Source organism: Flavobacterium gelatinilyticum, from assembly GCF_027111295.1.
Classification (GTDB): domain Bacteria; phylum Bacteroidota; class Bacteroidia; order Flavobacteriales; family Flavobacteriaceae; genus Flavobacterium; species Flavobacterium gelatinilyticum.
This window is the reverse complement of sequence record NZ_CP114287.1, coordinates 1,439,610-1,461,673: the sequence shown is the minus strand read 5'-3', so window position 1 is coordinate 1,461,673 and position 22,064 is coordinate 1,439,610. Positions and strand designations below refer to the sequence as shown.

The window sequence follows — 22,064 nt, the reverse complement described above, 5'->3', positions numbered from 1 at the left end:
AGGTAAAATGAATTATTCGGACAAGAAATGTTAATTATTTTTATTTATGTATTGATGCCGTATTTATACGTAGGAATAGGAGTTTTATGTTGAAATAAATTTAATATTTTAATGAAAAAGCAGAAAATAGTATAATTTAATATGAAATGGAAATCATCATTTTAGGTGATTTAAACGATTATTTTGGTTAGTCACCGAAAAAATTTTCGACGAATGACATAAAAGCAATAGTTTAGCGGTATAAAATTAACGGAGTACGTTAATATTCCCCTAAATCTATTATCATGAAAAAATTACTGCTTACAGTATTATTTGTAAGTTATTTGAATAGTTATGCTCAAATCCCTGTTCAGGAGTTTGGTTTTGACGGTACTTTGACTAATACCGCTAATACAATCTCGTTTATGGGAATTGATAATTTTGTTACCGACAGGTCGGGAAATGTAAAAAGTGCACAACGGTTAAACAATAGAGCTCTTGAAGCAGTAATTGACAATCTGCCTCAGGGTAAAAGCGCCAGAACAATTAGTATCTGGGTAAAGTTTAATGAGGTCGCTTCGACAAATTACATTTGGGGATATGGTACAGCTTATGATACAGAATACTGTGGTTTACAGCAGCAGGGAGTAGCAGCTTCTAAATCAGAATTGAGTTTGATAAGTTGGGGTGCTTCAAACGATATTATGGTTCCGGTGCCGCTGGAAAAAAATATTTGGTATCAGTATACTATTACATACGAAGGTGTTATGTCTAAAATATACCGTGACGGAAAACTGCTGAAATATCTGGATGGAATGTCACGATCTACAAAAGGAAATATTTTTAGACTAGGTGAAATTAATACCACTGTCGGAATTAACGCAGATATAGATGATTTAAAGATATATGACCACGCTTTGACAGATGATCAGGTAAAAGAACTTTATGATAGCTCTAAACCTCTTATTTCTATTGCAAAAGCTGAAACTAAAAATAAAAAAATTAATAGTACAACGAATGATGTAACTAATGCCGTTAAAAATATAGAAGTGTATTCGCAGGGCAGACAAATAATAGGAAATAATTCTATGGATATCAGCGATCTCCCCGAAGGAACTTATTTATTGAAAGTAACTAGGACACAATCTAAAAAAATCACTTCCAAATAGGGTTTAAGTTATTTAAAAAGGTTAGTTTTTTAACCGCACAGCAGTAATGAAGTGTTTTTGGGTCAGCAGAAAAGCCTTTTGAAGAAAATCAGAAGGCTTTTTTTGTGCAGGTTTAGAATTTATTTTTCTGCCTGATTAATGACTGAAATATGTGGTATAGATTTAGAATAAATGCTGAAATAGTTTTTGTGAGAATTGTGTATCTGCATGTAAGAATCGTTTGGTAATGCTGAATGAAAACTATATTTTTAACAAAATTTATAAAAATAATATGCAAAAAATTGAAATCTGATTTTTTCAGATTTACAGTTTATGATATTTGTCTAAGCCCCAAATAATTCAGATGAAATCTACAAACACGAAAAAAATAGTAACAGCCCTGCTGTTTGTACTGTTTTTGAAAGCAAATGCACAAAATCCTGTGCAGGAATTTACTTTTAATGGTAATTTAAACAGCAGTAACGATAAAACAATTGCTTTTTTAGGAGCACCTGTTTTTGTAAACGACAGAATGGGAACTCCAAAATCAGCTTTGCGATTGATCAATAAAGCTTATCAGGCTGTCGTAGGAGATCTTCCGCAAGGGAATAAACCAAAAACAATTTCTGTCTGGGTAAAATTTAATGCAGTCAATACGGCTAACAATATTTTTAATTATGGTACGCCCGTAAACGGACAATATTTTGCCTTATTGCAGCAGCCGGTTTCAGCCGGAAATTCAGATTTAAGCTTAATAGGCTGGGGAGACAATAATAATATGACAGCTGAGGTACCGCTGGCAAAAGATACCTGGTATATGTACAGCGTTACTTATGACGGAAATGTTTCAAAAATATATCGTAATGGACAATTATTAAAAACAGCATCTGATATTCAGCGCGCTGCAAAAGGATATATTTTAACTATAGGAAAGCTAAATACAGCTGTGAGTATTAATGCTGATATAGACGATTTAAGATTGTACAGCGTGGCTATGACAGACGAGCAGGTATTAGAAGCATATAACAGCTCTAAACCTACAACCGCACCTGCCGCAGAATCAATGCAGTCTGCCAGTGCATCCAAAAAAGCGATTACTCCTGCGGCGAAAGCAGAAGTGAATAAAGGTTCAAAAAATATTGAAGTTTTCCTTGACGGGAAAAAAATAATGGATACCAACGGATCTAATATAAGCGATTTGCCGGAAGGTTCTTATTTGATTAAAGTAACGAACAAAAAGTAGCAGCATAATTTATAAAACACAAAGCCTTCTGAATTTCAGAAGGCTTTTTTCTTTACATAGTTTTTTAGCTGATTACGCTAAGAACAACAAATAAGATTACCAGGATGATTACGGCAAATCTTGTGTATTTTGATGTTTGCATACCTTTAATATTATGTTAAATTATTGTTTTGGTACGGCAAATATAATTTTTTATTTGTAAAAAGCTAAAAGATGTTAAAATAAAAAAGCTTCGGAAATCCGAAGCTTTTAAGGTGTATTTTAAAAAGTAAAATTATTCTTCTTTCATAGTATGATATACGTTCATAACGTCATCATCTTCTTCGATTTTTTCAATTAATTTTTCAACGTCAGCCACTTGAGCTTCGGTTAATTCTTTTGTAATTTGCGGAATACGCTCAAAGCCCGAAGATAAAATTTCAAGACCTCTGTTTTCTAATTCTTTTTGTAAAGCACCAAAACTTCCAAAAGGAGCATAGATTAAAATTCCGTCTTCGTCTTCAAAAACTTCCTCGGCACCAAAATCGATTAGTTCAAGTTCTAATTCTTCGGCATCAAGTCCGTTATTTGCAATTCTGAAATTGCAGGTGTGATCAAACATAAATTCAACAGAACCCTGAGTTCCCATAGTACCGTTGCATTTGTTGAAATAACTGCGAATGTTTGCTACAGTTCTGTTATTGTTATCAGATGCTGTTTCAATTAAAATTGCAATTCCGTGAGGAGCATATCCTTCAAACAAAATTTCTTTATAGTTAGCCGTATCTTTATTGCTGGCATTTTTAATCGCGCGCTCCACATTGTCTTTAGGCATGTTGGCCGCTTTCGCATTTTGTATAACTGCTCTTAATCTGGAATTGGCATCAGGATTAGGACCGCCTTCTTTAACGGCCATAACGATATCTTTACCTATTCTGGTAAAAGTTTTGGCCATTGCAGACCAACGTTTCATTTTTCTTCCTTTTCTAAATTCGAACGCTCTTCCCATTTCTAATTATTAGTTTTGTGTTGCAAAAATAAAGGTTATTCCTTATTTATCCAAAATCCAAAATTAACTTTTTTAGCATTTTTAGGAGGTTTTTTTGCCTGTTTCAGGTTTCAGGTTTCAAGTTTGCGAAAAACGATGCTTTTACAAGCCAAAATTAACGCAAAACAATAACCTGAAACCTGAAACCTTGAACTTGAAACCTGAAACAAAAAAACTTTATTTAGAAGTATTGAAGTCCTTAATGATATTTACCGCTTCGTTTAAGTAAGGATTCGTTTTTATCAAATCCATCTGGTATTGGTTTATTGTTTTGTCATTAGGAGAAGCGCCCAGTAAAAACTGATTTACGGTCGAATTGTAAACATCCAGCGGATTATTTTCGTCATTAAAAGTGTGAATTTCTTTCCACAAAGTATTTACGACTTTCTTCTGGCTGAAAACCGCATCCAGCGTCATCGGAATTTCAGATTTTGGTGAATTAACCAATTGATCGATTTTCTGGTTAATCTTCTTTATGTCGTTAAAATAAGCATTGTCTGCGAGCCTCAAACTGCTTTTTTGAGCTATTTTGTCTATTAAAGCTCTTTTTACGTACGGTTTGTATTTTAAGAAAGGTGCAATACTGTCGTTTTTAACAGCAGTAGGAAAACCGCTTTCTTTTTGGTAAATATCTTCATAAAACTCAGGAAGAACCACGTCCGGAGTTACACCGCGATATTGATGACTTTTTCCTGTAATACGGTAAAACTTATTAATTGTGATTTTTAAAAAATCAGTATTTTTTGTTTCGTCAAGCGAAAGAATAGTCTGCATGGTGGCTTTTCCTAACGTATTGCTTCCTAATAAAAGAGCACGATTGTAATCCTGCATGATCGAAGAGAAAAATTCGCTGGCAGATGCCGTATTGCTATTTACTAAAATAACAATTGGACCTCTGTAAATTAACCCTTTAAAAGGATCATTTATAATGGTTTTCTGTTGTGTGTGGTCAATTACAACCGAAAGTGGCCCATAATCGACAAACATTCCGGCCAGTTTTATGGCTTCTTCCATAGAACCGCCGCCATTATCGATTAAATCAATTACAAGTCCTTTTATATCGTCTCTTTCCAGTTTTAAAACTTCGCGTGCAACATCATCGGCACAGCCTTTTCTGCTGTTTCCGTCTAAATCGGCATAAAAACTCGGAATTTTAATATACCCAATTTTACTTTCTTTGCCAACTATAAAACTGAAAACCGAATTATCTTCATCCTTCATTACCTGTTTTTCAATAAAAACATCGAAATTTTTTCCTGAGTTTCTTTTCAGCGTAAGCGTAAGACTTTTATTCGCTTCAGATAAAATCATAGTCGATACAGATTCAAGTGAAGAACAGGAAACCTGTAAAGTTTCTTTATGATTGGAAACCGATACAATCTGGTCGCCCTTTTTTATCTGTCCCGTCTGGAATGCCGGTCCGTTTGGATCTATTTCGTGTACAATGATTTCGTTTTTCTCATTCAGGTTAACGGTCATTCCCAATGACAAATGTTCTTTTGATAAAGAAGCTACAAAACTCGATTTTGAATCATCGCTGAAATAAGCCGTATGTGGATCAAAATAAGTACAGAAAAAATTATAAAGATTCTCATCCTGTTTGGTTTTCGTTTCCAGCAGCGTGCTGATACGGCATATTTCGTTTGCCAGAATCGCAGTTCTGGATTTTTCTTCAATAGATTTAAAATTTGCTTTTATAGAATCCAGGTTTTCACTGCTTTCGGCTATATCATCCAGAATTTGATAACGTATTTTTTTACGCCACACTTTTTCCAGATTTTCTTTCTTTAAATAAAAAGGAAATGATTTTTTGTAAAAACGAATCGTATCTTTTTTAGAATAATCAAAAGGAGAAGCCTGGATTTTTTCAAGAACTTCTTTTGTTCTCTTTAATCCGGTTATATATTTTGAAGTAATATCGTTTAAAAAACTGCAGTCATTTTCAAGAATAAGATCGTCTAAATTCAAGCGATATTTGGATGCCATTTCATCATATTCTGTTTTATAGAAAATGTTTCTCGAAGGATCTAGTTCATTAATCAGATTATCAAACACAAAAACAGATAAACTGTCGTCAACTGGTTTAGGTCGTAAATGTTCAGTCTGGATAACGGCATTTATTTTGTTCAGTATAGTGCATGTTTCGGCGCTACTTTGGGCAAATAGGAAAGTGGTAAACAGTAAGAGGGGGAATAAAGATTTTCGCATAGAATTTGTATCTCAGCATTTTAATTTAAAGTTACGTTTATTTTTTAACTTCGGTTTACATTATTTCTAAAAAATCTTACATAAAAAAAATGCATTACAACTTAAAATTGTAATGCATTTTAATATAAAGTGTTACTGATTATTTCTTGTAGAATGGCAATTTAACCACTTTAGCAGGAACATCATTTTTTCTGATTCTGATAAAAATATCGCTGTCAACAGCACTGTTTGCAGTTGTAACATATCCCAGACCAATTCCTTTGCCCATAGAAGGCGACATTGTTCCGGATGTTACAATTCCAATTACATTACCTTCACCGTCTACAATTTCGTAATCGTGTCTTGGCACCGCGCGCTCCTGCATTTCAAAAGCAACTAATTTTCTTGTAACCCCGGCTTCTTTTTGTTTTTTAAGAGCCTCAGAGTTGGTAAAATCCTTAGTAAATTTCGTAATCCATCCTAAACCGGCTTCAAGCGGAGAAGTAGTGTCGCTAATATCATTTCCGTAAAGACAGAATCCCATTTCAAGACGTAAAGTATCACGAGCAGCAAGACCAATAGGTTTAATTCCGTACGAAGCTCCCGCTTCAAAAACTTTATTCCAGATTTGTTCTACTTCGTTGTTTTTACAATAAATTTCAAATCCGCCAGAACCAGTATAACCTGTAGCAGAAATAATTACATTTTCGATTCCGGCAAAATCACCCACTTCAAAATGGTAATATGTGATAGCAGCTAAATCAACAGAAGTTAAAGACTGCATCGCCTCAACCGCTTTTGGCCCCTGAATTGCCAATAATGAATAATCGTCAGAAAGATTTCTCATTTCTACCCCTAAATCATTATGAGACGTAATCCAGTTCCAGTCTTTTTCGATATTCGAAGCATTTACAACCAGTAAATACTGTTCTTCCTTCATTTTATAAATGATAAGATCGTCAACAATACCGCCTTCATTATTAGGAAGACAAGAATATTGCGCTCTTCCAATTGTCAGCGTCGATGCATCATTTGAAGTCACTTTTTGAATCAAAGCCAGTGCATTTGGACCCGTCAATAAAAATTCGCCCATATGCGAAACGTCAAAAACGCCCACACCATTACGAACCGTTTCATGTTCAGCATTAACCCCTTCATAAGTAATAGGCATGTTATAACCTGCAAAAGGAAGCATTTTCGCTCCTAAACCTTCATGTATGTGCGTAAGCGCTGTATTTTTCATTGTGTTGTTTTATAAAATTGTTTTGCAAATCTATTCAAAAAATATCTAATTTTACTCTCTTAAATTATAAATTTCGCAATAATTAGGAGCTATTTCCTGCTATCCGCTATATCTTTTGCTTTTTAAAGAAAAAAGCAAAAGGATGCCGCTACTATCAGGGCTGCAACAGACGTTTTTTTAAGAAAATTCGTGATTTTCAATTTTTTATGTAACTTTAAAAATAAAAAGAAACCAATTAAATGTATAGAGTTTAGATATAAAATTATGATTATTGCGCGTTCAGCTATTGTTTGTTGAAACAAACGAAATGCCTTTTTCACAAAGATAAACCTATAACTCTATGTGTTTTAAAAAAAAACTAACAGCAAGGAAACCGCTCAAATGAAATCACCTTATTTAGTCACAAAAGAAGAAATTCAAAAACTATACAAGCCCATAAACCCCAAAGCACATAAAGGAACACAGGGCCACGCCGTGATTGCTGCCGGAAGTTACGGCAAAATAGGAGCGGCAGTTTTGGCCTCAAAATCCTGCCTGAAATCTGGCTGCGGACTCGTAACGTCTTTTATACCAAAATGCGGTTATCAAATCCTTCAAACGGCAATTCCCGAGGTAATGACCGTAACCGATGAAAACACAAATTTTATAACCGGTATCCATCTTCCAATAATCCCTCAGGCAGTTGGGATAGGTCCGGGGATAGGAAAGGAACTCGGAACACAAAAAGCTTTGTTTGAGTTTTTAAGAATAAATAAAGCACCATTAGTCTTAGATGCGGATGCCTTAAACATCATTTCCGAAAATTTATCATGGCTGGAATTAGTTCCAGAAGACACGATTCTGACACCTCATCCAAAAGAATTAGAACGTTTAATTGGAAAGTGGAATTCAGAATCCGAGAAATTTCAAAAAACAATCGCTTTCTCAGAAAAATACAAAGTGATTGTGGTCATGAAAGGTGCTCCAACATTCATCATAAACCGAACTTCAGTTTATGAAAACACCAGCGGAAACGCTGCACTTGCAACAGCAGGAAGCGGAGACGTTTTAACCGGAATCCTGACAAGTCTGCTGGCACAAGGCTATGAACCCAAATATGCTTCAAAAATGGGAGTTTACCTTCACGGATTAACTGCAGATTTAGCCCTGCCAAAAACAGGTTTTGAATTCTTTACAGCCTCAGATATTATTAAGTATTTAGGAAAAGCTTTTCTAGAATTAGATAATTAGGAAATGTGTCAATTAGATAATTTACACAAGGTTCGCAAAGTTTTTTTAATCTCGCAAAGTCGCAAAGTTTTGAACCATATAAGTAATATAAGTTCAATTAAGTAGAAAACTTAAAATTCTTATATTACTTATATGTTTGTTTATTCAGTGAACTTTGCGACTCTGCGACTTTGCAAGATTTATCTAGTTTGGCTTTAATTTTCTTATATAGCTTATATGGTTTAAAATTGCGCCCTTAGCGTAAATCTTAGCTCCCGATAGTTATCGGGATTGCGGTTAGAAAAAATCATTAAGTTTGTAATATGAAAAACTTCGATCTCAGAACGGTAAATGTTACCCGTTATATAACCCCATTGCGTGAAGGCGGTTCATTACCAGCCCTTGCAGAAGCCGATGACGATTTTAAATATGTTTTAAAATTTAGAGGCGCCGGACACGGCGTAAAAGCCCTAATTGCCGAATTAGTGGGCGGACAAATCGCAAAAGCCTTAAAATTGCAATTACCTGAACTGGTTTTTGCCAATCTCGACGAAGCCTTTGGAAGAACCGAAGCCGATGAAGAAATTCAGGATTTATTGCAGGGAAGTCAGGGATTAAATCTGGCGCTTCATTTTCTGTCAGGTGCCATTACTTTTGATCCCGCAGTAACTACTGTCGATGCAAAATCAGCATCGCAGATTGTCTGGCTTGATGCTTATATTACAAACGTTGACCGAACTTTTAAAAACACCAATATGCTGATCTGGCATAAAGAATTATGGCTGATCGATCACGGTGCGTGTTTGTACTTTCATCATTCCTGGAACAACTGGGAACAGCATGCAAAAAGTCCGTTTGCGTTGATAAAAGACCACGTTTTACTGCCTCAGGCTTCGCTTTTAAAAGAAGTCGATGCCGAATTTAAAGCCATTCTGACACCGGAAATTTTAGAAGAAATCGTAAACACGATTCCGCTTGACTGGCTTCAGTGGGAAGATGCAGACGAAACACCGGAAGGTTTACGAAACGTTTATCTTCAATTTTTAAAAACCAGATTAGAGAATTCAGAAATCTTTGTAAACCAGGCTCAAAATGCAAGATAATCACTTATACGAATATGCTGTGATTCGTGTTGTGCCAAGGGTAGAGCGCGAAGAATTCCTCAATATAGGAATCATTTTGTTTAGCAAAAAAGCCAAATTTATAAAAGTTCTTTTTCATCTCAATACAGAAAAAATACAAGCCCTTTCTGCCGATTTCGATATTGAACAATTAGAATGTAATTTAACGTCATTAGAAAAAATAGCCAAAGGTGCCAAAGACGGTGGTCCAATTGCCGAATTTGAGATTCCGGAGCGTTTTAGATGGTTAACAGCTATTAGAAGTTCGGCCATACAAACCTCAAGACCTCATCCGGGATTGTGTCAGGATTTGGAGAAAACGATCCAGAGATTATTTGAGGAATTAGTTCTTTAAAAGGTCAGATCTTCAAAGTGATAAAGAATTGTTTAATAACCTTTGCGTTCTTCGCGGTTAAAAAAACTTGAAACTTTAAACCTGAAACAAAAGAACAAAAGAACAAAAAAACAAAAACCACGAATTGCATGTCACAACAATCCGTGGTTTCAAAACTAAAACTAACTCATTTTTGTTTTATTGCAGTTTCATTAAAATGAACCGCAGATATTACCGCCTAAAGTAGCTCCCGCATTGGCAGAAACATCTGCTTTAACAGCAGTTTTATTAAGTTTTACAATAGAATAAGGAGGAGTAAAAGCCGTTTTGTTTCCAGCCTGATTTCCAGATACATTCGTAAATACGTTATCAGTTGCTGTAACCGCAGTATAACCGCTCATTAGATCAATTGGGTTTTTAACACCTTCAAAAACATTGCTTTCTACGCGAATATCCGCTTCAACACCTGCTGCGATACATTTGTTGCTTACAGTACTGTTAAAGAAACTGTTTACGATATGCACTTTTCCAAAACGAACCCTTGGCATTCTTTCTTTACAGCCCGTAGCCCACCAGCATCTTGCAAAAGTGATTCGTAATTTGCCGCGGTCAGCAGTTGCCCCGTCGCTTGAACCAATTAAGTTAGAAAAACGGTGATCTGCAGTACCTCCTGAACCTCCGGCTTTTGGTGGTTTTAAATAATGGAATTTAGAATACGTAACCGAAATATAATCTGATTTGTTTTTAATGTCGAAGTTTCCGTCAACACCATCTCTAAATTCGCAGTGGTCAACCCATACATTCTGGCAGTCATCCAAGATGGCGTTGTCCCATCCGTCAGTGTCGTAAGCACCAGGACCTTCAAAAATTAAGTTTCTGATGATGATGTTTTTACATCTTTTAATGTTAATAATACCAGAACCATCTTTAGTCTGGTTAGTAGAAACCAGTTTTGCGCCATTGGCACCATAAATCGTTTTTCCGGTCTGATCCTGAAATGATAATCTGGTTGTAACGGTAATTGTTCCGGATACTTTAATAACTTTTACAGAACTGTTTTCAATAGCCGATTTAAGCTGTGCGTAAGTCGTAACCGTAGTTTCTGCCGATGAACCTCCTCCGGTTGTACTTCCGTTTTGCGAAGCCCAGCCCGGAACCTGAGAGCAGTTTCCAACTTTTGCCGTTACATTTCCTTTTTCGGGATTTGTAGTTTCAATTGCGTTTTGTGCTTCCGGTGAAGCAATTTCTTCGGTGTTACACGACGTAAAACCAAAAACCAATGCTAATGCTAACATTGAGAGTGTCGAATTTATTTTCATAAGTTTAAGTTTGGGTGGTTTATAAAAAATTTAACACTGCAAAACTGATTATAATTTGTAGGAAAAAAGTTGAACAAGTTCAAACTTTTGGAAATATTTCTACGAAATGTGTTTTTTTAACACTTGTTAATTTACAAAAATGCATAAATAACTTACTTTTACGCAATCGATTACATTATTTAAGCCCCTAATAAATACTGGATCGAAAAAAGGATTCCCCCACACAAAAACCACAAAAAACAATGTACAACCTACTAAGACAAAACATTGAGCGAAAAATTCCGCTCACGGATGAAGAATGGGACATTATTGTTTCAAAAGCCGAACTCATTAAACTCAAAAAGAACCAGTTTCTTCAGATTCAGGATTCTAATAACAGTTATGAAGGGTTTATTATGAAAGGATCGTTTAAGACCTACATTATAAACGAAAATGGCACCGAAACCGTAATTTTCTTTTCATTCGAAAACGAATGGATGTGCGACCTGGAAAGTTTTTATCACCAAAAACCAACCACGTACAACATCAAAGCCATTGAAGACAGCGAAATAGTGGTCATCAATAAAAAACAAAAAGCGTATTTGTTTGCCGTAATCCCAAAGCTCATTAAGTTTCATGTTCTTATGATCGAACGTGCTAATGTCGCCATTCAGCAAAGACTTCTGGATGTGTTAAACAAAACCTCGAAACAGCGTTATCTGGATTTTAAAGAACGCTACCCGCAAAAAATGCAGACAATAAACAACAAAAATTTATCGTCCTATCTTGGGGTTTCACATGAGTTTCTGTCGAAGATTAAGAGAGCGGTTTCTTAGTTTTTAGGTTCAAAGGGACAGAGAGGCAAAGGAACAGAGGTTAAAAAAATCTCGCAAAGTCGCAAAGATTTGAACCATATAAGTAATATAAGTTCAGTAAAGCAGAAAACTTAAAATTCTTATATTGCTTATATGGTTGTTTTTTAGTTAAACTTTGCGACTCTGTGACTTTGCGAGATTCAAAAAAACTCTTAGCGAACCTTGTGTTCCCGATAGCTATCGGGATTGCGTTCTTTGCGGTAAAATTTTATGAAAGTCTTTTTTCCAAATAAATAAACTCCAAAGGTTCAATATAAGTAATATAAGTTCAGTAAAGCAGAAAACTTAAAATTCTTATATTGCTTATATGGTTGTTTTTTAGTTAAACTTTGCGTCTCTGCGACTTTGCGAGATTCAAAAAACTCTTAGCGAACCTTGTGTTCCCGATAGCTATCGGGATTGCGTTCTTTGCGGTTAAACTTTACGCAATGCTTTTCTCCAAATAAATAAACTCCAAAGGTTCATCAGAAACCGTAGTATGAATATCACTTTCAGGAAAAGCCTCACGTTTTCCAGTATCCACATAACCATGACGTTTGTACCAAGCCACCAATTCTTCACGAACCGAAATAACCGTCATAATAATACTCGATAAACCAAGAGACTTAGCATGATTTTCGGCTTCGGCCAAAAGCTTTTTCCCAATGCCGCTGTTTTGAAGTTCTGGCGAAACGGTAAGCATTCCTAAATACAATTGATGTTCTTTTTCGACCAATAAAACAGAACCGATAATTTTGTCATTCTCTGTAAATTTCAGAATCGTGTTTTTTGAATCCAGGAATATTTCGGTCATTTCCTGTTCGTCGGTTCTTTTTCCTTCTAGTAAATGCGCTTCGGTTGTCCAGCCTTTTTTTGATGTTTCGCCTCTGTAAGCTGAGTTGATTAAAATGGTTAATGCCGGAATATCTTCGAGGAATGCTTTTGTAATCATTTTTTTGTGAGATGTGAAATGTTTTTTGTGAGATGTAAAAGTGGATTTGTAAAGCTGTAAAATTACAATTTGATGAGGAATAAAATGACAGCTGTTTTAAAATTTCTGTAAGTAAATATTTAAATAAAATTGCTGACATTTGTAATGAATTGAAAACGAAACACTATGGCAAGGATTCATTTATTTGAGTTTGAAGATCAGCAATGGCTTCCGGAATTTATTAGAAATTATATGACCGACTTTTTACAGTTTCTGTCAAATAAAACTGCCATGTACATAGGCATTGTTCCAGTAATCGAAAAAGGTTTAAAAGAAAGTCAAACCAATCAAATTATTGATCTCGCATCGGGTGGAGGAGGCGGATTAATCTGGCTGAACGCCGAATTGCGAAAAAACAATCCCGATTTAAAAATTCTGCTCACGGATTATTTCCCAAATATTCCTGCATTCGAACATACGCAAAAACAAGCCGACAATTTCAATTTTGTAAAAACGCCGGTCGATGCCAAAAATGTTCCCGAAAACCTAAAAGGACTTCGAACGCAGTTTTTATCTTTTCATCATTTTAAACCGAAAGACGCGCAACAGATTCTGCAAAATGCAATTGACACCAACAGTTCGATTGCGATTTTTGAAGGACAGGAGAGAAGCGTTCCTAGTATTGTAGCGATGATTTTTTCGCCAATTTCTGTTTTGCTGACAACGCCTTTTATACGACCGTTTAAAATTGGCAGAATCATTTTTACGTACCTGATTCCAATTGTTCCGATTTTGGTTTTGTGGGATGGCATAGTTTCATCTCTTAGAACCTATTCTGTTGAAGAAATGAACGAATTGATTTCTAAGCTTGATAACAAGGAAAGTTTTAATTGGGAAGTTGGAAAAGTAAAATCTGGACCTGCGAAGATTTTGTATTTGTTGGGGACTAAGAAATAAAGCAACATAAATAAGAACGCAGATTAAACGGATTCGTTATCACGAAGACGCGGATTTACACGGATATTTTTTTAAAATTAGCGTAAATCCGCGTTTTTGCGTAAGCAAATCTGTTTAATCTGCGTTCAAATTATATTTGCTTTTATTTAGTTGGAACTAATAATTCTCGAACATCTACATCTAATACCTCAGCAATTTTTCTTAGAATCTCAATACTTGGTTGAGAATTATTATTGCAATAATTAGTTACCACAACATAACTTTTTTCAATTTTTTCGGCTAGCCATGTTTGCGTTCTCCCTTGTTCCTTTAGAACTTCTTTAATTCTGTTCATTTGAATATTAGCCATTAAGTATTTTTTATAACAATATTTAGTATAGAAAATTATTGCTTATTGATAGTTTCTTTTGAATGTGTTAAATTATGATATAAAAACATATTGTAAAATATTATAATTTAATATATATTTGTATTGAAATTCAATACATTATTTATGAAAGCATATACTAAAGCAAATCTAGAACAGATCGTTATGATGCAATTGGAAAACCTAAACGCGATGAACGATTTATTGGCTATAATGAAATTGCAAAATGAATTACTGCATAATGCAAACAAGAAATTAAAAGATGAAATTGCGGATTTTAAGGAAAGTTGCTTTGCAAAACCAATAACTTATAAACGAAGTAATAAATGAGAATTAAAATAATTAATACAAAGCTAGCGCGAGCGTCTCGCTCGTGCCCGTTCCAATTGGTTTTTGAATTTCTTTGTGTTCACGAGCGAGACGCTCGTGCTAGCGGGGGATTAATGGTCTTTGAATTGATTAACCGATTTCAATTTGCCATTAATAAACTCAATGGTAAATTCGTCAACATATTTGTTTGTCCCTTTATACTTCCACACTTCGTGAGTCTCTCCATATCCATAATCATTTATATCAGTTGATTGTGGACGTCCCATTAGAATCTGAACGGAATCTTTTGGCATATATGTATGTAATTTCACTATACCTTTTTTTGTGGTTAGTTCAAATGATTGGATATTTCTTTGTTCGTCTTCATCGAAATCGGCAAAAGATTGGTTTAAGTTTTTTAAGGCCTTCATTCGGATTTCTTCTTGTAGTTGGTTTTCTTCTGTGTTTTGAGTTGCAACGATAATATATAATACTCCGATTGTGCAAACTACTCCAAGAACAAACCCTAACGAAATTTTCAAAAACGTATTCATATTTGCTATAATTTAGTATTTTGTCATATGCTAGCGCGAGCGATTTGCTCGTGAAAGTTTCTCCTTAGCTGGCACGAGCGTCTCGCTCGTGTCCATTTCAATTGGTTTTCAATCTTTTGGGTTCACGAACGAGGCGCTAGCGCTAGCGTGGGTGAAATAGTGTGACGTTATAATTCTCAATTTCTCTTAATGCCTGTTGGAAAAAGTAATTATTAATTAGATAGAACTTTCAATAAACCTTCAATTTTATTTTCCAATTCATCAAAGGTTACAATATCTACATTTTTTTGATTTGCTCTAATGAGTTCAAAGCATTTAACCTGTTCAGCTTTTAATTTATTTCTTTGTCCTATTACTAAAATGCATTTTGGTTCTATTGGTTTATATTCTTTACCAAACTCTTTTATGAAATTATCTTTTTGGTCTAAACATTGGTTAATTCCACCTGAAAGGTCTTCAGACATTGAAAAAACATCTGTACCTCTGTAGGCTAAGTTTTTAAGAAGATCTTTTTTATGAGTTTTAATCTCAATTAATGCGTAATTATCTTTAAAGCCATTTTGATATAAAAAGTCTACTATTTTTCCATCTTTGTTTTCGAAAGTTTTGCCTCCAACGTAAGCTTCACGTTCTCTTAGGATTACATCATAAGGAAAAAGATGAGAAAATATCCATGCATTTTTTTCGAAGAATTTTTGCCAGTCCTTTTCATTATCAGATGCAACAGATCTTAGTTTTTTAAATTGATCTAAGATATCTTCAAAAAAAGCTATGTTAATTTTGTCTTTCGTTTTAATGAAATTTGAAGTCACCGATATTTTATTTTTAGGAAGTAGATTTAATAGACTTGATAATGATGCTACATCTGAATCGGTGATTTTGTCGAATGTATCGTAACGCCCCATAAAACGTTCTAAATCCCCATAATACAAGTTTTTAGGTTCTTTAACAAATTTAGATGTCAATTTTGCTAATTCATTATTGATATATAACTTAGTGTTTTTCTCATTGGAAGCACTATCTCTACTGATATTTTTGAGAATAGGCTCTAAATCGCTCCATAGAAAACTGATTGATTTTTTGTTAAATCTTGTGTTTCCAGTTTTTGAAACAGTAATTTTTTCAAGGTCTTTAAACTTATAACTTAATGTTCTTAATAATCTTTTGAGAGATTTTGAATGAATGCCATAATATTCGGTTCTTGAATAAACTTTTTTAAAATGTGCAGGTAAATCATGTAAGTTACTCCAACCAACAAATTCGACTTTTTTTAGTTTCGTAAAAGTAATATCATCAGTTTTACGATTAACTCGATATAAATTCAAAATTATTTTGTCACCTTTTTTGTCAACTTCTATCGCTTTAAAAATAGGCTTTCCATTTATATCACAATATTCATAAATGAGTTTGTCAACGTCATTTTTAGTAATGTTTTCTTTTTGTGGGATGTGTGTCATAGTATGTAAATTATTCTGTTAACTTTTGTAGATATTCATTAACCTAACCAACTATTTAATATGGGCACAAAATTTATTTTTTCAAATATATATTTTTTTTCTTGCCGATTTATACGGATTTCCGTATTTGACATTTATTATTTGCTAACTCAAAATAATTTTAGTTTAATATAATAAAAAAGCGAGTAATTTTTTTACTCGCTTTAATCATTTATTATTATGTTTTTTTACCCCAAGAAACTCTTCAACTCCTCATAAGTCCCAATCTTCACACTCACTTTTTCCTCATTAATAACACTTTCAATTTGTGTTGGAATTGGAAGCGTGATTCCTAAAGCCGGTTCAACTACATCTAAGAATTTAATTGGATGAGCGGTTTCTAAGAAAATACCAATCGCGTTCGGGTATTTTTCAAGTTCTTTTTTCAAACCTAAATAACCAACAGCGCCGTGAGGTTCTGCGATGTAACCGTTGGTATTGTAAATTTGTTTCATGGCTTTTAGCGTTTCTTCGTCGGTGTAGCTGTACGAAGAGAAATCTTTTTCAAAAGCCTTTAAATCATTATTGTATAATTCCTGAATTCTAATAAAGTTACTTGGGTTTCCAACGTCCATTGCGTTAGAAATTGTTGCTTTAGAAGGTTTCGGGTCGTATTTTCCGTTTTCTAAAAATCTTGGAACCGTGTCGTTTACGTTTGTCGAAGCCACAAAATGTTCAATTGGCAAACCTAATTTCTTTGCCATAATTCCGGCGCAAATATTCCCGAAGTTTCCGCTTGGGCAAGAGAAAACTAAAGGTTTGTTTTGGCTTTTCAACGCTTTGTAAGCAAAGAAGAAATAAAACATTTGTGGTAACCAACGTGCAATATTAATAGAATTCGCCGAAGTCAGGTTTTTGTGCGCTAAAGTTTCGTCTAAAAACGCTTTTTTCACCATATCCTGACAATCGTCAAAAACACCATCAACTTCAAGCGCTTTAATGTTCTGTCCTAAAGTCGTCAATTGTTTTTCCTGAATATCGCTCACTTTTCCTGACGGATATAAAATCACAACATCAACGCCATCAACGCCAAGAAATCCGCTTGCAACTGCGCCTCCTGTATCTCCGGAAGTGGCTACTAAAACCGTGTTTTTAGCGTCTTTTTTGTCTTTGTTGAAATAACCCAAACAACGCGACATAAAACGCGCTCCAACGTCTTTAAACGCCATTGTTGGTCCGTGGAATAATTCTAACGAATAGATTCCGTTCTCCACTTTCACGACAGGGAAATCAAAAACAAGAGTTTCAGCAATGATTTCTTTTAGTTTTTCTGCAGGTATTTCGTCGCCAACGAATTGTTTAATAGCTTCATAAGCAATTTCTTCGTGGCTTAAACTTTCGATTTTATCAAAAAATGAAGGATTAAGAGGCGTAATGCTTTCCGGGAAATATAATCCTTTATCACTCGCTAATCCTTGTATTACAGCTTCCTGAAAAGAAACTTTTGGGGCATTATGGTTTAAACTGTAGTATCTCATTATTTTAGATTTTTGATTTTAGATTTTAGATTTTTTGGAAAGTAAATTCCAATACTAAATTCCAAATTCTAATAGTTATGTTTGTTTAACCGCAAAGAGCGCAAGGAATTGGTTTCTTTTGAAACGCAAAAGGACGCAAAGCTTTGTGGTGATATTTTTATTTCAATAATTTTTTGAACGCATTTTTTGTCATTTCGACGTAAGGAGAAATCACACGCGAGAATCTGCATAGAAATTCGCCAATCTTTGTCGACAAACTAATGTGATTTGCTTCGCCTATTCGCTATCGCTCGAGTCTCCTTTCAGTCGAAATGACAAACTGTACTTGCTGTATTTTGTGTCTTAACTTTGCGTGGGCTTCGACTTCGCTCAGCCTGACAAACGTCGCGTACCAATTTTTAATTCTAAATTTTTAATTTTTAATTCCCCTCAAGAATTCTCACGCCATCTGGATTAATCTTCGAAACGTGAATTTCATACGGTAAATTCATTTTTTCGTAAACCTCGCTCATGGCTTTTGCGATTTGGTCTGCGGTGTTTTTTCCTCGGCTTAAAGCAAAAATCGACGGACCAGAACCTGAAATTCCGGAACCTAAAGCGCCATTTTCGTAAGCCGTTTGTTTGATTTGGTCGAAACCTGGAATTAAAACACTTCTTAAAGGTTCTACGATTTCGTCATGAAGTGATCTTCCAATCAACTCGTAATCTTTGGTGTAAAGACCTGCTACAAGTCCGCCCACATTTCCCCATTGCATGATGGCGCTTTTTAGGGAAACGTTTTGTTTTAAAACCGAACGAGCGTCAGACGTTTTTAACTCAATCTGTGGATGAACCACCGTTGCGTACAATTCTTCCGGACTATCAATTCTGATAATATCCAAAGGATCGTAACTTCTTACCAAAGTAAAGCCGCCAAGAAGGGCAGGAGCAACGTTATCAGCATGGGCGTTTCCGCTGGCTAATTTTTCGCCCTGCATGGCAAACTGAACCAAATCTTTACGCGAATAAGGTCTTCCTAATAATTCATTGATTCCGAAAACCGCTCCGGCAGAACTTGCCGCGCTGCTTCCGATGCCGCTTCCGGCTTTGATATGTTTGTAAATTTCAATTTCGAATCCAAAATCCAATTCGTCCAAAGTAGCCAACATCGCCAAAGCCGCCACACCCGAAACGTTTTTCTCGGTTTCAAGAGGCAAATCAGCACCTACGATTTTAGTAATTCGAACTCCTTTTTGATCTGATTTTCGAACAATCATTTCATCACCCGCATTGTCTAAGCAAAGTCCCAAAACGTCAAATCCACATGAGAGATTGGCGATAGTTGCCGGGCAAAATAGTTTAATCTGAGTCATAAAGTTTTAAAGTCAAAAGTCGAAAGTCTTATAAAATGTCATAAATCAAAAGTGAAGACTTTACGACTTTATGACATTCGACTTTCAGACTTAATTATATATTCCCTATTCTAATAACGTCTGCAAAAATTCCTGAAGCCGTAACAGCTGCACCGGCACCGGCTCCTTTGATTAATAACGGCTGATTTACGTAACGATCTGTGTAGAAAAGCACGATATTATCTTTTCCTTCCAGGTTATAGAAAGGATGATCTTTCGGAATAAATTGAAGACCTACGCTTGCTTTTCCGTTTTCGAATTGCGCTACGTATTTCAATCTTGAATCTTTGGCTAAAGCTTCTTTGTAAATGTTCTCAAAATGAGACGCATGTTTGATTAGTGAAGCAAAGAAATCGTCGTTGTTTGTTGTTTCCAGACATTCTGCAGGTAAGAACGATTCGTTTGCGATGGCGTCAATATCCATTTCGTAACCGCTTTCGCGAATAAGAATCAGGATTTTACGAGCCACGTCGATGCCGCTTAAGTCGATTTTCGGATCTGGTTCTGTGAAACCCTGAACTCCGGCTTCTTTTACCACATCGTGGAAAGAATTGTTCTCATCAAAATTGTTGAAAATAAAGTTCAAACTTCCAGATAAAACCGCTTGTATTTTATGCACCTTATCGCCGGATGCAATAAGATTTTTAACTGTATCGATAATTGGTAATCCTGCACCAACATTCGTTTCGAACAAGAAAGGAGCGTTGTATTGACGAGACAGGTTTTTTAATTTTTTATAATTGTCGTAAGCAGATGAACAGGCAATTTTGTTACAAGTTACAACGGCAATACTTTCTTTTAAGAATTTCTCATACATTTCAGAAACGCTTGCATTGGCTGTAATATCTACAAAAATGCTGTTTCTTAAATTAAGTTCTTTTGCACGAGCGATAAATTCTGTGGCAACGGCATGTTCTCCTTTTTCAAGAGTTGTCTGCCAGTCTTTTAAGGAAATTCCGTCTTCATCAAATACCATTTTTCTGGAATTTGATAAAGCAATAACGCGAACATTAATCTTTAAGACCTCTTTTAAGAATTTCTTCTGGCTGTGAATTTGTTCGATGAATTTTTCACCCACATTTCCAACTCCCATTACAAATAAATTCAGCTGTTTGGTGTTTTCTTCAAAGAAGTTTTCGTGTAATGTATTCAATGCTTTTTTAACGTCTCTTTCGTTAATTACAGTCGAAATGTTTCTTTCAGAAGCACCTTGTGCAATGGCACGAATGTTTACGTTGTTTTTTCCTAAAGTACTGAACATTCTGCCGCTCAAACCTTGGTGATTTTTCATGTTTTCACCAACCAAAGCAATAATGCAAAGGTCTTTTTCTACATAACAAGGATCGATTTTGTTTTGCGAAATTTCGATTTCAAAAGCTTTATTGATCGCAGCTTCGGCATTATCAGCATCAGAATTGAGGATTCCGATACAAATTGAATGCTCAGAAGAAGCCTGAGTAATAAAAATAACATTGATTTTTTCCTGAGACAATACTTCAAACAAACGTCTGGATGAACCCGCAACTCCAATCATTCCCGGACCTTCAAGCGTTAAAAGCGAAATGTTATCGATATGGCTGATTCCTTTTACAACGGTATCTTTTGATAAAACAGTATCAGAAATTAAAGTGCCTTCGGCTTCCGGTTCAAAAGTATTTTTGATTAAAATTGGAATATTTTTTCTTAAAACCGGCTGAATTGTTGGCGGATACAAAACTTTTGCTCCAAAGTGCGACAATTCCATTGCTTCCTGATACGAAATATTCGCAATTGGCTGCGCTTGTTTTACGATTTTAGGATTTGCAGTAAACATTCCGTTTACGTCAGTCCAGATTTCCAGTTGTTCCGCATCGACTGCTCCGGCAATAATGGCAGCAGTGTAATCAGATCCGCCGCGTCCTAAAGTCGAAGTGATTCCGTCAAGAGTCTGTGCGATAAATCCCGGAAGAATATTAATTTTTGATTGATTTGAAGCAAAATACTCCTGAATCAATTTGTTTGAAATTTCGAAGTTAACCGCAGCTTTTCCAAATTCGGCATTGGTTTTAATTAACTCTCGGCTGTCTTTGTAAACCGCATCATTGTTAATCTGCTGATATGCCTGAGCGATAATGAACGAAGAAAGCAATTCTCCAAAACTTAAAATAGTATCGGCAGTTCTTGGAGATAATTCGCCTAGTAAGAAACAGCCGTCCAGTAAAGTTTCTAAATGGTTGATGATTCGTTTTACATGGCTTAACAAACTGCTTTGTTCGCTTACAGGAATCAGTTCTTTTAAAGTGTCGAGGTGTTTTTTCTCGATTTCCGCCACTACTTCTCTAAAACTTTCGTCGTTTGCCGCCGCTTTTGCCGCTGCAGACTGCAGTAAATCGGTTACTTTACTAAGGGCAGAAACTACTACAACTACTTGATCCTTTTTTGCTTTTTGTTGAACAATTTCGAGAACTAACTTTATATTTTGAGCATTGGCAACCGAAGTTCCGCCAAATTTTAATACTTTCATTTTTTGATATTTTTATTTCTTTGAATGCAATAGCTTTTATGTATCCATTACCTTTCTTCTTTTCGAAAAAAGTATAGACAATCAGGATTATATGTAAAAATGTATACCCCTAAGGGGTAGTAGTAGTTGTAGTAGAAATTGTGGTAGCAGCAATCGCAGCTTCTGTTTGAGCTGTAATACTTGTAGAATGATATTTTATGCTGTTACTTTTCATTTTTGATTTTTCAAAAGTACAGCTTTTTATAAAAGGTAAAAACTTTAAAAGCCTTTTTACGAATATTTTAATAATTCAAATCTCTATAATTCAATATTGAGCATTTGTTAAAATTAGATATGTTAAGTTGCTGTTTTGATATATTTCGGATTTCCCTTTCGGCGGATTTGTATGAAAATTAATTTGATTTTTTCTGTAATTAGACTGGGAAAAACGAAACA

At 35.1% G+C, this 22,064-nt stretch carries 19 protein-coding genes; 8 read left to right on the top strand and 11 right to left on the bottom strand.

Features of this window, described 5'->3' with window-relative positions; genetic code table 11:
• The first annotated feature begins 284 nt into the window (after positions 1–284).
• Both OZP11_RS06180 and OZP11_RS06175 read left to right on the top strand, forming a co-directional pair.
• Entirely contained in the window at positions 285–1,148 is an 864-nt protein-coding gene (locus OZP11_RS06180; RefSeq protein WP_281234350.1) for a LamG-like jellyroll fold domain-containing protein, read from the top strand.
• A 343-nt stretch (positions 1,149–1,491) separates the two neighbouring features.
• Positions 1,492–2,370: a LamG domain-containing protein gene (locus tag OZP11_RS06175; protein WP_281234349.1), complete on the top strand. Its 879-nt coding sequence runs from the start codon at positions 1,492–1,494 to the stop codon at positions 2,368–2,370.
• A 274-nt stretch (positions 2,371–2,644) separates the two neighbouring features.
• Here the strand turns inward: OZP11_RS06175 and OZP11_RS06170 are convergent, their stop codons facing one another.
• From OZP11_RS06170 to gcvT, 3 genes are all read right to left on the bottom strand, one after another.
• Positions 2,645–3,358 carry a YebC/PmpR family DNA-binding transcriptional regulator gene (locus OZP11_RS06170; RefSeq protein WP_281234348.1) on the bottom strand — a complete coding sequence of 238 codons (714 nt, stop codon included), beginning with the start codon at positions 3,356–3,358 and terminating at the stop codon, positions 2,645–2,647.
• Positions 3,359–3,574: 216 nt separating this feature from the next.
• Positions 3,575–5,605, bottom strand: coding sequence for a S41 family peptidase (locus OZP11_RS06165; RefSeq protein ID WP_281234347.1), 2,031 nt, complete (start codon positions 5,603–5,605; stop codon positions 3,575–3,577).
• A 139-nt stretch (positions 5,606–5,744) separates the two neighbouring features.
• A complete protein-coding gene (gene gcvT / locus OZP11_RS06160) occupies positions 5,745–6,827 on the bottom strand; it encodes a glycine cleavage system aminomethyltransferase GcvT (RefSeq protein ID WP_281234346.1) in 1,083 nt (360 codons plus the stop codon).
• A 381-nt stretch (positions 6,828–7,208) separates the two neighbouring features.
• On the opposite strand from gcvT, the gene OZP11_RS06155 reads away from it, so the two are divergent.
• The 3 genes from OZP11_RS06155 (at position 7,209) to OZP11_RS06145 (ending at position 9,512) form a co-directional block, all read left to right on the top strand.
• The gene (locus OZP11_RS06155; RefSeq protein WP_281234345.1) at positions 7,209–8,057 is read left to right on the top strand and encodes an NAD(P)H-hydrate dehydratase; all 849 of its coding nucleotides are present in this window, start codon (positions 7,209–7,211) and stop codon (positions 8,055–8,057) included.
• A gap of 302 nt (positions 8,058–8,359) precedes the next feature.
• A complete protein-coding gene (locus OZP11_RS06150; RefSeq protein WP_281234344.1) occupies positions 8,360–9,139 on the top strand; it encodes a HipA family kinase in 780 nt (259 codons plus the stop codon).
• Positions 9,129–9,512 (top strand): DUF3037 domain-containing protein, encoded by a 384-nt coding sequence (locus tag OZP11_RS06145; protein ID WP_281234343.1) that lies wholly within the window; start codon positions 9,129–9,131, stop codon positions 9,510–9,512. The genes OZP11_RS06150 and OZP11_RS06145 overlap by 11 nt, the downstream gene beginning before the upstream one ends.
• A 191-nt stretch (positions 9,513–9,703) precedes the next feature.
• Here the strand turns inward: OZP11_RS06145 and OZP11_RS06140 are convergent, their stop codons facing one another.
• Entirely contained in the window at positions 9,704–10,810 is a 1,107-nt protein-coding gene (locus OZP11_RS06140) for a pectate lyase family protein (RefSeq protein ID WP_281234342.1), read from the bottom strand.
• Between the two features lie 242 nt (positions 10,811–11,052).
• Between OZP11_RS06140 and OZP11_RS06135 the strand changes: the two genes are divergently transcribed.
• Positions 11,053–11,625, top strand: a complete 573-nt coding sequence (locus OZP11_RS06135; protein ID WP_281234341.1) for a Crp/Fnr family transcriptional regulator — start codon at positions 11,053–11,055, stop codon at positions 11,623–11,625.
• Positions 11,626–12,085: 460 nt separating this feature from the next.
• On the opposite strand, the gene OZP11_RS06130 is transcribed toward OZP11_RS06135, so the two are convergent.
• Positions 12,086–12,595, bottom strand: coding sequence for a GNAT family N-acetyltransferase (locus OZP11_RS06130; protein ID WP_281234340.1), 510 nt, complete (start codon positions 12,593–12,595; stop codon positions 12,086–12,088).
• 165 nt (positions 12,596–12,760) lie between these two features.
• On the opposite strand from OZP11_RS06130, the gene OZP11_RS06125 reads away from it, so the two are divergent.
• Complete coding sequence (locus OZP11_RS06125) at positions 12,761–13,531, top strand: hypothetical protein (protein ID WP_281234339.1); 771 nt, start codon at positions 12,761–12,763, stop codon at positions 13,529–13,531.
• Between the two features lie 142 nt (positions 13,532–13,673).
• On the opposite strand, the gene OZP11_RS06120 is transcribed toward OZP11_RS06125, so the two are convergent.
• On the bottom strand, positions 13,674–13,880 hold the full coding sequence (locus OZP11_RS06120; protein ID WP_432419654.1) for a helix-turn-helix transcriptional regulator: 207 nt from the start codon (positions 13,878–13,880) through the stop codon (positions 13,674–13,676).
• Positions 13,881–14,024: 144 nt separating this feature from the next.
• On the opposite strand from OZP11_RS06120, the gene OZP11_RS06115 reads away from it, so the two are divergent.
• A complete protein-coding gene (locus OZP11_RS06115; protein ID WP_281234338.1) occupies positions 14,025–14,228 on the top strand; it encodes a hypothetical protein in 204 nt (67 codons plus the stop codon).
• 110 nt (positions 14,229–14,338) lie between these two features.
• Here OZP11_RS06115 and OZP11_RS06110 read toward each other — a convergent pair whose 3' ends face one another.
• The 5 genes from OZP11_RS06110 to thrA form a co-directional block, all read right to left on the bottom strand.
• Positions 14,339–14,761, bottom strand: a complete 423-nt coding sequence (locus OZP11_RS06110) for a hypothetical protein (RefSeq protein ID WP_281234337.1) — start codon at positions 14,759–14,761, stop codon at positions 14,339–14,341.
• Positions 14,762–14,973: 212 nt separating this feature from the next.
• Positions 14,974–16,218: a Shedu immune nuclease family protein gene (locus OZP11_RS06105; protein WP_281234336.1), complete on the bottom strand. Its 1,245-nt coding sequence runs from the start codon at positions 16,216–16,218 to the stop codon at positions 14,974–14,976.
• A gap of 227 nt (positions 16,219–16,445) precedes the next feature.
• Positions 16,446–17,735 (bottom strand): threonine synthase, encoded by a 1,290-nt coding sequence (thrC, locus tag OZP11_RS06100; protein WP_281234335.1) that lies wholly within the window; start codon positions 17,733–17,735, stop codon positions 16,446–16,448.
• Between the two features lie 419 nt (positions 17,736–18,154).
• Positions 18,155–19,087 (bottom strand): homoserine kinase, encoded by a 933-nt coding sequence (locus tag OZP11_RS06095; RefSeq protein ID WP_281234334.1) that lies wholly within the window; start codon positions 19,085–19,087, stop codon positions 18,155–18,157.
• A gap of 94 nt (positions 19,088–19,181) precedes the next feature.
• A complete protein-coding gene (gene thrA / locus OZP11_RS06090; protein ID WP_281234333.1) occupies positions 19,182–21,629 on the bottom strand; it encodes a bifunctional aspartate kinase/homoserine dehydrogenase I in 2,448 nt (815 codons plus the stop codon).
• Positions 21,630–22,064 lie beyond the last annotated feature (435 nt).

What these genes read in the sequence shown, in the direction of transcription:
- OZP11_RS06180 (WP_281234350.1), top strand. Translation starts at nt 285, where the DNA reads ATGAAAAAATTACTGCTTACAGTATTATTTGTAAGTTATTTGAATAGT.
- OZP11_RS06175 (WP_281234349.1), top strand. Translation starts at nt 1,492, where the DNA reads ATGAAATCTACAAACACGAAAAAAATAGTAACAGCCCTGCTGTTTGTA.
- OZP11_RS06170 (WP_281234348.1), bottom strand. Translation starts at nt 3,358, where the DNA reads ATGGGAAGAGCGTTCGAATTTAGAAAAGGAAGAAAAATGAAACGTTGG.
- OZP11_RS06165 (WP_281234347.1), bottom strand. Translation starts at nt 5,605, where the DNA reads ATGCGAAAATCTTTATTCCCCCTCTTACTGTTTACCACTTTCCTATTT.
- gcvT (WP_281234346.1), bottom strand. Translation starts at nt 6,827, where the DNA reads ATGAAAAATACAGCGCTTACGCACATACATGAAGGTTTAGGAGCGAAA.
- OZP11_RS06155 (WP_281234345.1), top strand. Translation starts at nt 7,209, where the DNA reads ATGAAATCACCTTATTTAGTCACAAAAGAAGAAATTCAAAAACTATAC.
- OZP11_RS06150 (WP_281234344.1), top strand. Translation starts at nt 8,360, where the DNA reads ATGAAAAACTTCGATCTCAGAACGGTAAATGTTACCCGTTATATAACC.
- OZP11_RS06145 (WP_281234343.1), top strand. Translation starts at nt 9,129, where the DNA reads ATGCAAGATAATCACTTATACGAATATGCTGTGATTCGTGTTGTGCCA.
- OZP11_RS06140 (WP_281234342.1), bottom strand. Translation starts at nt 10,810, where the DNA reads ATGAAAATAAATTCGACACTCTCAATGTTAGCATTAGCATTGGTTTTT.
- OZP11_RS06135 (WP_281234341.1), top strand. Translation starts at nt 11,053, where the DNA reads ATGTACAACCTACTAAGACAAAACATTGAGCGAAAAATTCCGCTCACG.
- OZP11_RS06130 (WP_281234340.1), bottom strand. Translation starts at nt 12,595, where the DNA reads ATGATTACAAAAGCATTCCTCGAAGATATTCCGGCATTAACCATTTTA.
- OZP11_RS06125 (WP_281234339.1), top strand. Translation starts at nt 12,761, where the DNA reads ATGGCAAGGATTCATTTATTTGAGTTTGAAGATCAGCAATGGCTTCCG.
- OZP11_RS06120 (WP_432419654.1), bottom strand. Translation starts at nt 13,880, where the DNA reads ATGGCTAATATTCAAATGAACAGAATTAAAGAAGTTCTAAAGGAACAA.
- OZP11_RS06115 (WP_281234338.1), top strand. Translation starts at nt 14,025, where the DNA reads ATGAAAGCATATACTAAAGCAAATCTAGAACAGATCGTTATGATGCAA.
- OZP11_RS06110 (WP_281234337.1), bottom strand. Translation starts at nt 14,761, where the DNA reads ATGAATACGTTTTTGAAAATTTCGTTAGGGTTTGTTCTTGGAGTAGTT.
- OZP11_RS06105 (WP_281234336.1), bottom strand. Translation starts at nt 16,218, where the DNA reads ATGACACACATCCCACAAAAAGAAAACATTACTAAAAATGACGTTGAC.
- thrC (WP_281234335.1), bottom strand. Translation starts at nt 17,735, where the DNA reads ATGAGATACTACAGTTTAAACCATAATGCCCCAAAAGTTTCTTTTCAG.
- OZP11_RS06095 (WP_281234334.1), bottom strand. Translation starts at nt 19,087, where the DNA reads ATGACTCAGATTAAACTATTTTGCCCGGCAACTATCGCCAATCTCTCA.
- thrA (WP_281234333.1), bottom strand. Translation starts at nt 21,629, where the DNA reads ATGAAAGTATTAAAATTTGGCGGAACTTCGGTTGCCAATGCTCAAAAT.